At 71.7% G+C, this 13,857-nt stretch carries 9 protein-coding genes; all 9 read right to left on the bottom strand.

What is annotated here, in order from left to right; all coding sequences use genetic code 11:
• Positions 1–104: 104 nt before the first annotated feature.
• The 9 genes from OM076_RS18965 to OM076_RS18925 all read right to left on the bottom strand — a co-directional run bounded on the left by OM076_RS18965 (position 105) and on the right by OM076_RS18925 (position 13,675).
• Entirely contained in the window at positions 105–3,179 is a 3,075-nt protein-coding gene (locus OM076_RS18965) for a choice-of-anchor D domain-containing protein (RefSeq protein ID WP_270041619.1), read from the bottom strand.
• A gap of 94 nt (positions 3,180–3,273) precedes the next feature.
• A complete protein-coding gene (locus OM076_RS18960; protein WP_270041618.1) occupies positions 3,274–6,177 on the bottom strand; it encodes an amidase in 2,904 nt (967 codons plus the stop codon).
• Between the two features lie 81 nt (positions 6,178–6,258).
• On the bottom strand, positions 6,259–6,729 hold the full coding sequence (locus OM076_RS18955; RefSeq protein ID WP_270041617.1) for a hypothetical protein: 471 nt from the start codon (positions 6,727–6,729) through the stop codon (positions 6,259–6,261).
• Positions 6,726–7,229: an RNA polymerase sigma factor gene (locus OM076_RS18950; protein ID WP_270041616.1), complete on the bottom strand. Its 504-nt coding sequence runs from the start codon at positions 7,227–7,229 to the stop codon at positions 6,726–6,728. The genes OM076_RS18955 and OM076_RS18950 overlap by 4 nt, the downstream gene beginning before the upstream one ends.
• Before the next feature lie 31 nt (positions 7,230–7,260).
• Entirely contained in the window at positions 7,261–7,827 is a 567-nt protein-coding gene (locus OM076_RS18945) for a DUF1775 domain-containing protein (protein WP_270041615.1), read from the bottom strand.
• Positions 7,824–9,434, bottom strand: a complete 1,611-nt coding sequence (locus OM076_RS18940) for a copper resistance CopC/CopD family protein (protein ID WP_270041614.1) — start codon at positions 9,432–9,434, stop codon at positions 7,824–7,826. The genes OM076_RS18945 and OM076_RS18940 overlap by 4 nt, the downstream gene beginning before the upstream one ends.
• Positions 9,431–10,141 (bottom strand): hypothetical protein, encoded by a 711-nt coding sequence (locus OM076_RS18935; RefSeq protein WP_270041613.1) that lies wholly within the window; start codon positions 10,139–10,141, stop codon positions 9,431–9,433. Before OM076_RS18935 ends, OM076_RS18940 begins: the two co-directional genes overlap by 4 nt.
• Position 10,142: 1 nt before the next feature.
• The gene (locus OM076_RS18930; protein ID WP_270041612.1) at positions 10,143–11,354 is read right to left on the bottom strand and encodes a branched-chain amino acid ABC transporter substrate-binding protein; all 1,212 of its coding nucleotides are present in this window, start codon (positions 11,352–11,354) and stop codon (positions 10,143–10,145) included.
• 32 nt (positions 11,355–11,386) lie between these two features.
• Positions 11,387–13,675 carry an LVIVD repeat-containing protein gene (locus OM076_RS18925; protein WP_270041611.1) on the bottom strand — a complete coding sequence of 763 codons (2,289 nt, stop codon included), beginning with the start codon at positions 13,673–13,675 and terminating at the stop codon, positions 11,387–11,389.
• Positions 13,676–13,857: the final 182 nt, after the last annotated feature.

Here is a 13,857-nt window from a genome sequence, read left to right as displayed (position 1 = left end):
CGGGCTCGATGACGACGAGGTGTCGCCGCCGCCCGCATGCATACCACGCGTATACCGGGGTCTGACCCCGGTATACGCGGTGTGTACGACTTGGATGCAAGGGGTCATCGCTTCGGTTCTCGGACGGTGACGAGCAGGGCGCGGGTGGTCGTGGTGCCGTCGATCGTCACGGCGAGGGTGAGCCTTGCCTGCAGGCGGGTGTGGCGGGTGAGGGAGCGGCGCTGGGCCGCTGTGAGCGTCACGCGCAGCGCGGCGGTCTTGCCCGGCGCGGCGGTGAACGACGCGGTGCGGCGGACGCCGGCCAGCGTGAAGGTCACCCGGCCCGGGCACGCGACAGCGATGCCGGCGCAGCGGACCGTCAGCGCCACGCGGCCGTGGGCGTCGGCCGCGAGCCTGCGGGATGCGAGCGCCGGGACCGGCTTGGCCGCCGGGGGAGCCGGGGTCGGAGCGGGCGAGGCGAACGGCGCCGGGGTGGCGGTCGGCTCGGGGATCGCCGTGGCGGTCGGGGTCGGCGTGGCCGTGGCGGTCGGAGTGGGCGTCGGCGTCGGCGCCGCCGGGACCGGGCCTGGCACCAGCGCCACCGTCACCTCACCGGTCTTCGTGCGCCCGTAGCGGAACGCGAAGTCGGCGCCGATCGCGAGATCGTCGGTGCCGTTGCCGTCGACGTCGCCGACATTGGCGATCTGGCGGCCGAAGCGCTCGCCCGCGCTCACGCCCGACAGCGACGTGCCCTGGGCGGCGGTGAGCGTCGCGAGCGACACGTAGCGCGTCGTGTCGGAGAGGTTCGCCGGCACGAGTGCCGACACGCCGCCGTCGTTGTTGGCCGGGAGCGTCGTCGGGTCCTTGACGCCGAACACGACCCACGAGCGACCGTTCCCGAGCGCGTAGCCGCCGACGAGGACGTCGCCGACGCCGTCGCGGTTCACGTCGCCCGCGGGCGCCACGCCGTAGCCCGTCGAGGAGCCCGGCGCGCCGAGGATGCGGTAGCCGCGCGTGCCCAGCGCGGCCGTGTCGAGCACCGTGTCCGCCGCGTCGGGCGCCGTCTCGCGCGGCGCCCCGGCGCCGGCCGTGTCGCGCGCGGTTCCCGCGGGATCGGCTTTCGCGCCGTACACGACGTACGCCGCGTCGCTGTTGGCCGCCGCCGTCGAGTCCGCGCCGATCACCAGGTCGTCCGCGCCGTCGCCGTTGACGTCGCCCGCGCTCGCGACGCCGATGCCGAGGCGATGCCCGGCGAACGCGCCACCGACCGCGAACAGCGACGAGGACGGCGTCGCGAGGTCGACGACGCCGCGCGTGCTGCCGCTCACCGCGAAGACCTCGCCCGAGGCCGTCGAGCGCCCCGCGTAGACCGCCGTGTACACGCCGACGGCGACGTCCGGCGTGCCGTCGCCGTTGACGTCACCCGCCGGGGTCACGATCGACAACTGCCCGGGCGCCGGGCCCAGGATCGTCGTCAGCGTGGCGGTGCTCGCGTCCTGCGCGCTGGTCGTCGCCTTGCCGGGGAGCACGTAGATCCGCCCGTTGTTCGTCCGCGGCGGGACGGTCTCCGGGCTGTCCGCGACGTTGGACATCACCGCGACGTCGTCGTAGCCGTCGCCGTTGACGTCGCCGAGCCCCGCCACCTGGTAGCCGAAGTGGTCGTACTCCACCCCGTTCGGCGCGACGATCCGGTACCCGCGCGTGCCGAGCAGGCCGAGGTCGAGCGGGCCGGCGGCCGGCAGGTCCTTCGCGCCGAAGACCACGTAGGCGTCGCCGCGCACCGCCGCGGTGCCGGACGGCCGGCCGTCGTACTCATACGCCCAGGCGCCGACCACCAGGTCGTCGATGCCGTCGCCGTTGACGTCGCCCCCGCACGCCACGCCGGTGCCCGTCTGGGCCCCTTCCTTCTCGCCCTCGATCCGGATCGTCTTGCCGGACACGGGCGCCGCCAGGTCGGACGAACCGAAGCGCGGGCCGCCGAAGGTCACGTACGCCGCGCCCTCCCACGAGAGCGTGGCCGGCGTCACCGACCACTGCGAGGCGCCCGCGATGACGTCGTCGTACCCGTCGCCGTTGAGGTCGCACGCGGCACCGTTGGTGAGGGCGCCGCCGAGGGCGTCGCCGCCATCGCCGACGAGGCGGGCGAGCGGCTGCTCCTCGAGCGCGAACGGCGAGGCGAACGGGTCGGTGTCCGTGCCGCCCAGGCCCGGGCCGCGACCGGTGACACGGGCCACGACGGGCGGGCCGGGGACGTTGGTCACCGGCAGCTCCAGGCGCGCGTTGCGCCAACCGAGCTCATCGGCCGCGAACCGCACACCCACCGTGCACGTCGCCGACGGAGCGACCGTCGCGCGCGAGCAGCCGTCGGCCACGATCGCGAACCCGGCGCCGACCAGGCGCGCCGCGCCCAGGCGCAGCGCCTCGTTGCCCGGGTTGCGCAGCGTGAACGTCGCCTGCCCGTCGCTCGTGTCGGCGACCACGGGCGAGAGCGCGGCGGCGGCCTCGGTGCCCATGCCGGCCAGCCCGAAGAGACCGGTCGGCGTGAAGCCCGCGATCGTCATGACACCCGTCTTCGGCCCCGCAACGGTCGGCGTGAACGTGAAGTCGACGTCGCACGACGCGCCGGCGGCGAGCGTCTTGGTGCCGCACCCGTCGGTGCCCTTGACGAAGCCCGCCGGGGCCGAGATCGCGCCCAGCGGGAATTCCTCCGCACCCGCGTTGGTCAGATGCAGCGTGCGCTTGACCGGGGTCGCGCCGACGTGGATGTCGCCGAAGTCCGTCAGCGCGCCCGTCAGGTTGCGCCCGAAGCCGGTGATCGCGCCGGTCGTGAACGCCGGCCCGTTCGTGACGGTCGTCAACACGGCTGACTTCGCGCCCGTGGAGGTCGGCCGGAACCCGGTCACCACGGTGCACGTCTCGTTGAGGGCAAGCGGGTTGGCCTGCCCGCGGGTCGCGCACGTCCCGCTGACCGCGAACTGCGACGCGTCCGCGCCGCTCAGCACGCTCGACACCACCCAGACCGGATCGGTGCCCGTGTTCCTCAGCGTCCACGTCTTGCTCGTCGGGGCGCTCGGCAGGTTGATCTGCGCGTCCCCGGCGGGGTAGGCGCCGGATGGGCCGGTGGCGGTCGGGTCCGCGAACGCGGGAGCCGCGAGGAGCAGCGAGCTCGCCACCGCGGCGAGGAATGCCTGGACGCGCAAGAGGGGGCCTTGCCTTTCAAAGGTCACCCCGCCCCTGTCAAATGACAGGGGCGGTTGATGTAAAGGCGCCTTTACACTAGCGGCCCCCGATGCTCTACGGCGTCGTGGTTGACAGCGTGAACGTCAACGTCTTCGCGTACGCCCCCGTGCGCAGCGCGTCCGTCGCCCCCACGTGCTGCTTGAACGCGATCGTCACCGGGTCATTCGACACCGGCGCCGTCCATGCCGCCTTCGAGAACGACACCTCCAGCGGCGACGGCAACGCGAACGTGCCGTTCGTCAGGTGGCCGGGATCGCTCACCGTCAGCGCGGCATCACCGGCGGTCGAGATGACGTTCGCGGAGGTCTGCCCCGTGTAGTCCTTCGCCACTCCCGGCGTGAACGCGCCGAACGAGGCCGGAGCGCCCAACGTCAGAGAGAGCGTCGCCGGCACCGACCCGCCGACCGTGCCACCGGCCTCCGTGACGACCTTCAACGGCGGCGCCGTCGTCGGCGCCTGATGGCCCTTGCCGTCCTTGGTCGCCAGCTGCTCGAACGCGTACGCCATCCCCACGAGCTTGTCGTCGTCCCACGCCCGCCCGAGCAGCTGCAGGTTGATCGGCTGCCCGTGATCGTTGACCCCCGCCGGGAAGACGACCGTCGGGATGCCCGGGCCGGCCCCCGGCGTGTCGCGGCGGCCGAAGCTCGCCTTGCCGCCACCGCCGTCGTTGAGCGTGATGTCCGAAAGCAGGCCCGGGTACACGACCGCGTCGACCCCGAGGTGATCGGCGCCGGCGGTGTCCAGCCAGGTCTTCGAGTTCGCCTTGTACTGGAGGCGGTAGTTGCGGCGGGCGGTGAGCTCGTCGGCCGTCATCCGCGGAGCGGGCGCGACGGCGCACGCCGAAGCGTCCTGCCGCGTGTACCAGACCTTCTTCTGCGAGCAGCTGACGTCGACCGCGTTGCGGATGGCAAAGCCCTGCTCTGCCAGCTCCGGGTGCGCGTCGATGTACTGCATCCAACCTTCCTGCGACGTGTTGCCGCTCGGGTTGACCGACGGCGCGGTCGGCGTGTTCGCCCCGCCCACCGTCGAGCCCATCTCGACGATCGTGGCGCCCGCGTCGGTCAGGTACTTCAGCGCCGCCTTCGACGCATCAGTCGTTCCGGTGGTGCCGAACGGGTCCTCCCACACCGACGGGATGTAGCCGATCCGCTTGCCGCGCAGCGCGTTCGGGTCGAGCGTCGAGCGCCAGTCGGCGGGCCGCTCGGCGTCCGCGGGCGCCGTCGTCGGATCGGCCGGATCGGTGCCCGTGACGACGTTGAGCATGTCAGCGAGATCGCTGACGGAGCGGGTCATGACGCCGCCGAAGTCCGTCAACCACGACAGCGGCATGATCCCGCTCCCGCTCTCCAGGCCGTCCGTTCCGCGCAGCGTGACCAGCGAAGCGCCGGACGCGGGGCCGTAGAGCGAGTCACCCGTCTGCGAGCCCAAGGCTCCACCTGCCAACGACGCGGCCACCGCCGTCGCCGACCCACCGCTCGACGCGATCGCCGACTTCGACGGCGCGAACGCGTTCCACACCTGACCCCACGGATCGTTGGAGTAGTTGCCCGAGGTCGCGTACTCCTCGAGCGCGGCCTTGCCGATGATCACCGCGCCCGCCTCGCGCAGCTTGGCGACCTGGAAGGCGTCGGCCTTCGGGCGGAAGCCGGCGAACGTCAGGCTGCCGTTCGTCGTCGCCATGTCCTTGGTGTCGTAGAGGTTCTTGATCGCGATCGGGATGCCGAGGACGGGCGACTTCTTGCCCGCCGCCCGCGCCACGTCGGCGGCCTTGGCCTGCGCCATGGCGTCCGAGGCGACGATCTCGTAGGCGTTGAAGCCGAACTGGCCCTGGTCGTAGACCTTGATCCGGTCCAGGTACGCCTGGGTGATCGCCTGCGAGGTGGTCAGGCCGGACTCCATGTCGGCCCGCATCTGCCCGATCGTCTTCTCGACCACGTCGTAGCCCGAGGTCGTCACCGGCTTCACGGGCTCGGGCGTGGCGACCGGCGGGATCGTCGCCGATCCGGTGCACGTCAGCCCGCTGAAGTTCTGGACGCTGCAGACCTCGGCGGGGCTGAGCCCGGCGAGGTCCGGCGTCGTCGCCAGCGTCGACGCCGTGGCCTCGACCTTCAGGCGCTCGGCGTCCGACGTCGTCGCCATCACCCGCTGGCCGAGGACCACGTAGTGCAGCAGCGACTTCACCTCGCCCGGCGCCAGCGTGAGCGTGTTGATGTAGGCCTGGAAGTTGCCCTCGTGGCCGCCGTAGGCGAGCGGGTTGTCGAACGTGTTGTAGAGCCAGTTGCCGGTGAAGGTCATCGCCCCGCCGAACGGTGCCGGCGTGCCGGTGACCGTCGCCTGCGGGCCGCCGACCAACGTGGTGCCCGAGAGCGGCGTCGCGACCTCCGCCCACGCGTCGGTGGCGCTCACCGTCGCGTCGCCGGAGGAGCTCTTGACCATCGCGCTCGAGTTGGCCCCCGAGGCCGAGTAGCCCGTCTGTCCGCCGAACGCGACCTTAACCGTGATCGGCGCGCCCGTCGTGTTGCGGAACGTGTCCAGCCAGCGCGACCAGCTCGCCTGCCCGGCCGGCACGTCCTTCTTCACGTACACGCTGCGCGTGATCGCGACGCCGCCGAGCGGCACCGCCTGCGTGGTCGTGAAGCGATCCGTCCCGTCGAACGTCAGCCCGAACCCCCGCATCAACTCGCCGTTGAACCGCGGCGCGGGGGTGCTCGACACCCACACCTTGATCCCGCCGTAGCCGTTGATCGTGGTGCTGTAGGCGGGATTCTGCCCCGCGCCGACCTGCGTGGCGCGGATGCTCCCGGTGTCGACGCGCGGCGGCGCGACGTCCTGGAAACCCCAGAACGTGCCGTTGCTGTCGGAGACGTAGTTGAACGCGGACCCCGTGCCGGCCGCAACCAGGCCAACCGAGGTCGTCACGGCCGCAACCGCGACCGCCCGGACGAGAAGTCGTGACATGACGAGCGTCATCCAACCGGCTTTGCCACGACCCCGAAACCGCCCACCGGTCGAAGCCGTCTCGACCGGTGGGCGTTGAGATCAGCCCACGCCCGGCGAGGGTGCGTACTCGCCGAGGAAGTCGGGCCCGACGATCTTCTGCCGCACCGCCTCCTCACCCACGTAACACGTCCACGTCCGGCCGTCCGCGCTCTCCGAGCGGCACCCGCCGTTGACGTGCTTGGACGCGTCCACCGTCGGCTCGACCGTGCCCTTCAAGGAGCCGTCGATCTCGGACTTGAAGTCACCCTTGATCGTGCACGTGTACTCCACCCCGTCACGCACGACCTCGCAGGTCGGCGTCGTGCCGACGAGGAACCTCGTGCCGGCGGGCATCGAGCGCGCGACGTCCTCGGTGCTGAGCAGGTTCGCCGCGAGCGCCCCGCCCGGCAGCAGGACCGCGAGCGCGGCCGCGCCGCCGATGATCCGGCGGCGGCGGACCCGGCGGGACCGCAGGTCGCCACGCGCGGCGCGCTCGAGCTCGTCGCCGATTGAAGACAGGCGGGCGGTCATCGGGTCCTCTCCTTGCGCAGGGCGGCCAGGCCGCGGTGAACACGGACGCGCGCGGCGCCCGGGGTGGTGCCGAGCTCGCGCGCGATCTCGTCGTAGTCCTTCTCGTCGACCACGCGCATCCGCACGGCCTCCGGCACCAGCTCGTCGTCGAGGCCTTCGAGCCACGCGTCCTGAGGCGAGACGGAGACGGGCGAAACCAGCACGCCCAGCCGTTCGCGGGCGCGGGCTTCCAACGCTCGCCGGCGCACCGAGACGAGCAGCACGTTGCGGGCGATCCCGAACACCCACGGCGCGGCCGAGCCGTCGCATTCGTCACGGAAGCGCGCCCGGACGAGCCAGACCTGCGCGAACGTCTCGGCGGTCAGGTCGTGGGCGGCGTCCTCGTCGCGGCAGCGGCGATGGTGGTAGGCCAGTACGCGCTCGGCGTAGCGGTCGTAGAGCTCGCGGAACGCGCCCGGATCGCTCCGGGCGGCGGCGAGCAGTGCGGCGTCGCTTCTCACGCCCATCAGATGATGCGAGAGCGCCGTCGCGTTACAGGCGCACGCGCCGCAGCGCCACGAGCAGCCCGACGATCAGCAGCAGAATCGCGCCGGCGACGATCAGCGCCCACGGTGGGCCACCGGTCTGGTCGTCGACCGTGGCATCCGTGCCGACGACGGCGCCACCGCCGAGGTCGAGCACCGCGGCGGGCCGCTCAGCGTCCGCGGTCGGCTCCTGGATCCAGCGCACGACCTGCCCGTCGGCGTAGTACTGCAGCGCCTTGAAGATGAGGCGCGGCTGGTCCGGCAACGGGCCGAGCGCAAGCTTGAAGTCCTCCGTGCGCCCGGGCTTGATCGAGTTCTCACCGTCCGCCGTCCAGCGCACTCCGCCCGCGATCCGCCCCGCAGTCCAGCCGTCGTGCGACAGGATCTCCGCGCTCACACCCGCGGGGAGGTAGACCTCCAGGCGAACGGTCGCGGAGTCCTCGCGCTCGTTCGGCGTCCGGAACGTGAAGTCGCCGGTCTGCCCCGGCCGCGAGGTCTCGGGCAGGATCGTGACGTGCGCGAGCGCGCTCGCCGGGAACAGCGCGAGGAAGACGAGCGCCAGCGCGAGCCTCATCGGATGCGCACCGGCACGTCGATCACGCTCTCGTCGATGTCTGAGGTCCGCACGCTCAACTCCAGTGTCCAGTGGCCGGGATTCGGCACGCTCATGGCCGTGGCGACGTAGTGCCCGGGCTCCGCCGCGGTGAGATCGACAGGCAGCGGCCCGAGATCCTTCGTGCCGCTCGGTGGCTTCAGGCGTCCCGTGATCTCCGGCGGGACGAGGAGGCGGCCGTCGCGCTGGACGAGGTAGACGTCGGTGACGTTCTGACCCTGCTTGGCCGGCACGACGTGCACCTGCACCTTCCCGCCCTCCGGACCCCGCACGGTGATGTCGTACGGCGGGGCGTACTTGACGCGGGCGGGCGCGGCGTTGACGAGCGTCGCGGTCACGCCCAGCACGACCACTCCCAGCACCGCCTCGACCGCGACCGTCCGGCGCAGCCGCCTCCCGAGGTCCTCGCCACCGCGCTGCACGGCACGACGCGACAGCGCGGCGAGCCCGATGATCACGAGCACGATGCCGCTCTTGATCAACAAGAGCCGCCCGAACTCCGTCGCCGGGAGCGCCGCCAGCTCGCCCGACTGCCGCCAGCTGAGATAGACGCCGGTGACGCCGAGCACGCCGAAGCAGAGCAGCGCCATCCGCGAGAACCGCGGGACCACCGGGAGCAGCGACACCTCGCGCACCAGCACGCAGAACAACAGGAGCGCGAGCCCGCCGAGCCAGAGCGACATGGCGAGCAGGTGCGCGCTCGCCGCGGGGATGCCCAGCCAGACCTGCACGCCCGTGCGCGAGTGGTCCGTCAAAGTCCACGTCAGGACGAGCCCGACGACGCACGCCGCCAGCCCGAGCCGGTTGACCGCGCCGCCCGGACGCAGCGCGCGCTCGATCAGCCAGGTGAACGCGAGCGCCAGCAGGATGCGCGCGATCAGCGCCTGCCCGAAGTGCGTCGAGACGCTGAAGGACAGCAGCGACGGCTTGAAGGTGTCCACCAGCGACCCGCCGGTCGCATACGGGCCCTGCAGGAGCAGGACCGCGACGGTCCCCAGCAGGAGCGCCCCGAGCCCGGCGCCCAGGAACGTTCGCCCGCGCGCGCTCGAGCGCCCTTGGGGCCACAGGAACAGCAGCACGAACGCGCCACCGACCGCCAGCGCGAAGCCGATGAAGGCCACCGCGCGGAAGATGCCGTCGGCGAGCTTGACCGCCGTGCCCGAGGAGCCCGACTCGCCCGCGGTGACCAGCGCGCTCGGCGCGCCGACGGAGAAGGAGAACGCACCCGAGACCGGATGCGAGTCGGCCGACGTCACCCGCCACGCGACCACGTAGGTGCCGTTGGCCAGCCCACTCGGGAGCGCCATCACCGCGGTCGTCTGGTCGCCCCCGTCGTGGCGGGCCTTCTCCGTCTTGAGGAGCTTGCCCGAGGCGTCGAGCAGCCGGACCGAGCCGGGCCCGAGATCGACCGCCTCGCTCCAGCGCAGCTTCACCGACGCGGGCTGGGTCTTGACCACGGCCCCGTCCGCGGGTGAGGTGCGGACGATCGTCGCGTGCCCCCACGCGATCGGCGCCCACACCAGGGAGCAGAGCAGCGCGGCGATCAGGCCGCGCGCGAGCGTCTTCATCCGAGGCGCGTCAGCACCGTGCGCAGGACGGACTCGGCCTTGACCGACGAGTCCGACCGTTCCCCGATGATCTTGCTGTGGGTCACGTCGAGATACAGGATGACGTTCGCCCGCTGAACGACGACGTGAGCCGCGTCCTCGTAGTAGACGTCGTCGGCGGGGTTGGTGTGCGCGATCTGCTGGACGTAGCCCTTCCAGCCGCCGGACTCGATCTCCCGGCTGGAGACGCTGTAGGTGCCGAGGATCGGGGATGGCCCGCCGCGGACCTCGTAATTCCCCGGGCACTTGGCCAGCGCGCCGGCGACCGCCTTCATGCCCGCGCCGGCGATCGCGCTCGTCCCGAAGACCAGCGCGCCCTGCGTGATCTGCGGCGTGCGGATGTCGTCCACGTCCTTCGGGCCGACGACGAACTGGTTGACCGGCTCCCCGGCGTCAGGCGTGACGCTGTTGCCGTCGACCGGGGTGCTCGCGTTCGCGCGCTGCGCCTGCGGGCACGTTTCTATCCCCTCACGCGGCACGTAGTTGGTGTGCTGGTGGTCGTCGGGGTCGGCCCAGTAGCCCTCGACGCGCGGGCGCGCCGTCGCGCTCTCGTCGGACGCCTTGAAGTACGCGGCCGTGATGTCGGCACTCGTGTAGGTCGACTTGCCCTCCGAGCCGCACCCGGCCAGGACCGCGGCGAGCGCACACACGAGGGCGACGACGCGCATCTCAGCCTTCCGCGCCCGAGCGCAGCATGTTGTCGACGACGAACTTCCCGCCGTTGATCTTCAGCGCGATGTTGTTGTCGAACTTGATCGTGTGGTCGGGTGCGAACGAAAGGCCGTCGTCGCCCAGCAGCGTCTTGTAGGACCCGTCGAGGATGGCGAGTTGCCGGCTGTTGCGCGCACGATCGACCTTGCCGCTCTGCGTCACCGCCTGCGCGAGCGCGCGCACGCCTTCGTAGGCCTGCAGCGCGTCGAAGCCTGGTGCGCGCTTGAAGCGGGCCTCGAACCGCTTCGCCCACGCGGTCGCCGCCGGGAGGTACTGCGGGCTCGCCGGAGCGATCACGAACGCGCCGTCGGCGCCGGCGCCGGCCGCGGACAGGAACTCCGGGCTCGCGGACTCCGCCGAGGCCACGAACTTGCCGTCATAGCCGGCGGCCTTCAGCGCGGCTGCCAGCGCTCCACCGCCGGCCGCCGAGCCGGCCCAGTAGACGACGTCGGGACCCCCAGCCAGAGCGGTCTTCACGTACGCATCCCAATCCGTCACGCCCGCCGGTACGGTCTGCTGCGACAGCGGCTTCGGCACCGGTGACGCGAGCTTGACCAGTTGCGCGCCGAGGAACTTCGACGCCCGGTCGTCCTCGGTCACCACCGAGATCCGCTGTGCCCGCTGGAAGGCGAGCCAATGCGCCGTGGCCAGCGCCGCTTGATACGGCGTGCCGTTGGTCAGGAACGCCGTCGGCGTGCGCCTCGCCGACACGATGCTCGGCGCGTTCGCGGACGTGACCAGGAACGGCAGCTCGGAGCCGAGCGTGCGCGCCGCTGCGCCCGCCGCGCTCGTGCAGATGCCGCCGAGCGCTCCCGCGACCTCGGACGCTTTGAGCGCGACGGCGCGCTCGCGCGCGGTCTTGGCGTCACACCCATCGTCGTAGGTGACGAGCGCGGCCTTATGCCCGTTCACGCCGCCGCGGACGTTGAGATCGGCGATCGCCAACTGCGCGCCGTCGATGAGATCCTGCCCCCGCTGCTCCTGCTCCCCCGAGGTCGGGGCGAGCACGCCGAACGAGACGTCGCCGGGCTGGTAGATGGCGCCGACGGCCTTGCTCGGCGTCGCCGACGGCTTCGGCGAGTCCGACCCGCCACCACAGCCGGTCAACGTGAGAACCACGAGGGCGCCGGCAACGCCGGCGCCCTCGATGCATGACTTCAACTTCACCATCACTCACACACGGTGTAGCGCGCTTGGCCCCTTTATGGCGCCGTCGTCGACAGCGTGAACGTGAGCGTTTTGCTGTACGCACCCGTGCGGAGCGCGTCGCCGGCACCGATGTGCTGCGAGAACCCGACGGTCACGGCGTCGTTGGACGTCGGGCCCGAGTAGGTGACAAGCGACGTCGGAGCGGCGGACGAGCCGACGTTCGCGAGCGCGGCCGCACCCACTCCCGCGGCGCTCGTGGCCTTAGCCTGCAGCGCCGACGGCAGCGTGAACGTGCCGTTGACGAGGTGGCCGGTCGCCGTCGCGGACGCATCGGCGACGCTCAGCGTGCCGTCACCCGCGCTCGAGATCACGTTGGCGGTCATCGAGGACGTGTAGTCCTTCGCGACGCCCGGCGTGAACGCGCCGAACGTGGCCGGCGTGCCCAGCGTCAGGGCCAGCGTCGCCGCCACGGTGCCGCCGGCGCCGCCGTCGGTGCTCGTCGTCATCGGATCGACCGTCTGGCCGGCCCGCTCGCACGAGTTCCAGCACGCCGTCGGCAGGATCTTGCCGCGGTTGGCGGAGTCGTCGAGCTTGATGATGTCGATGCCGCGCTGGTAGTCGGCGATGTAGACGTACTTGCCGTGCCAGTAGGAGCCCGCCGTGTCGCTCGAGAGGATCTCGGGCGAGTCGCCGGCCGCGGCACGGGCCGGGACGCGGAACCAGCCGACCTGCTGCGGGTTCGTCGGGTCGGAGATGTCGACGAAGCGCGTGCCCTGCTCGTAGTTGCCGAGCGCGACGATGCTGCCCTTGACCGTGAACCAGTGGGCCGAGCAGTCGCCGACCGTGGTGGTGACGGGAGCGCCGGTCGTCGGGTTGGTGGTCGTGACGGTCCCGTGGAACTCGCCCGGCTTGCCCGCCGTGCGGTACGCGGCGAGGCGCGTCATGCGCGTGGCCGAGGTCGGGTTGTCGGTGGCGTCGTAGCTCCCGGCCAGCGACGCGATCAGGAACTGGCCGGCGCTGGCGCAGTTCGTGTTGTTGCTCTCGTTGGTGACGAGCAGGACGTCGCCCGCCGGGCGGCCCCCGATCGAGGTCGGCACGTGGTACGCGTTGTGCATGAACGAGCTGTCGCTGCCGCCGCCGATGCGGCCGCCGGCGTAGCCGATCGGGTCATACGGGGTCGCGTAGCGGTCCAGGCCGGTCTTCGGGTCCTTGTGCAGGCCCTCGGTCCAGTAGCCGCGCACGCCGTTCTGGGCGGAGACCCAGGCGACGCCGTCGAAGTCGACGTCGACGGAGTGCGTCGAGCCGGAGTTGGTGCCGGTGCGCTGGACGTCGGCGCCGAAGAGCGACGGGTACACGTACGGGTGCATCGGATCACGCATGTCGGTCACGGAGACCGCCGAGGCCTTGGCCGGCGTCGACGGCGGCGGGCTCTGCGTGCCGCCCACCGACCACATGAAGCGGCAGTCGTTGAGGCAGGTGGACGTGTGGCCCTGGTAGTTCTTCGAGAAGTTGATGAGCTTCGGGTGCCACGGGTCCTTGACGTCGATGATGATCTGGCCCTTCTGGCCGCTGTCACGCGACATGAAGACGAGCTTGCGGCGGCTGTCGACCGTCATGTTCTCGCCCTCCCAGAACTGGGCCAGAGCGGTGGCGCCGTCCGGGATGATCGGCACGGTCTTGGTCGGATCGTTGGGGTCCGCCTTGGTGCCGTTCTTGAGGTCGTCGAGCGTGACCTGGCCGATCCACTTCGGGCTGGCCGGGTTCTTCAGCGACCAGATCGAGAGGCCGGCCGTGCCGTTGGCGACCATGACGTCGTAGCCGAGGTTGTCGAAGTGCAGGAAGTTCAGCGACGAGTACCCGGGGCACTTGGTCGGGTTGAACGCGGGGCAGGACTTGCCGGCCGTGGACGTGCTGTAGAGGCCGCGGACGTGGCCGACCAGCGACACGTTGTCGCTGTGCAGGAAGTTGTCCGGCTGCACGTCGGGCTCGGGGATCTCCGTCGTGCCCTCGGTCGACGTGCCGCCGTTGAGGCCGGCGAACGACGCCGCCTCGCGAGTGGCGTTGTCCTGGGCGTCGGTCGACGCCTTCAGCGCCGTGGCGGCGGCGGTGGTCTTTGCGTCGAACGCCTGCTGGGCCGTCGCCTGCGCGGCGGAGGCAGCGGCAGCCGCAGCCAGGTTCTCAGGCGTCGGGTTCGCGGCGGACGCGGCGGCCGCGGCAGTTGCGGCGGCCTTGGCGGCGTCGAGCGCGACGCCGGCTTCAGCGGCCTGGCGCGCGGCTTCGGTGGACGCGGCCTTCGCGGTCGTGGCTTCCGCCTGGGCGGACGCGACCGTAGCGGCCGTCACCGGCCCTCGCGGCAACTCAGCCGCAGAGGCCGTAGCCGACCCCAACAACACAGCGGTGGCAACGAACACCGCCGCGCGAGTCATTGCTCGCATGTAGTAGTTCCCCTCTCCTGACGCAGACCCAATGGACGTCAGGAGCTCCCTCTGACCCGGAGCTCCAAGAAGGCGAGACTTCCAGAAGC

Source organism: Solirubrobacter ginsenosidimutans (genome assembly GCF_027587205.1).
This window is presented reverse-complemented; position numbering and strand designations above follow the sequence as displayed.

What these genes read in the sequence shown, in the direction of transcription:
- OM076_RS18960 (WP_270041618.1), bottom strand. Translation starts at nt 6,177, where the DNA reads ATGTCACGACTTCTCGTCCGGGCGGTCGCGGTTGCGGCCGTGACGACC.
- OM076_RS18955 (WP_270041617.1), bottom strand. Translation starts at nt 6,729, where the DNA reads ATGACCGCCCGCCTGTCTTCAATCGGCGACGAGCTCGAGCGCGCCGCG.
- OM076_RS18945 (WP_270041615.1), bottom strand. Translation starts at nt 7,827, where the DNA reads ATGAGGCTCGCGCTGGCGCTCGTCTTCCTCGCGCTGTTCCCGGCGAGC.
- OM076_RS18940 (WP_270041614.1), bottom strand. Translation starts at nt 9,434, where the DNA reads ATGAAGACGCTCGCGCGCGGCCTGATCGCCGCGCTGCTCTGCTCCCTG.
- OM076_RS18935 (WP_270041613.1), bottom strand. Translation starts at nt 10,141, where the DNA reads ATGCGCGTCGTCGCCCTCGTGTGTGCGCTCGCCGCGGTCCTGGCCGGG.
- OM076_RS18930 (WP_270041612.1), bottom strand. Translation starts at nt 11,354, where the DNA reads ATGGTGAAGTTGAAGTCATGCATCGAGGGCGCCGGCGTTGCCGGCGCC.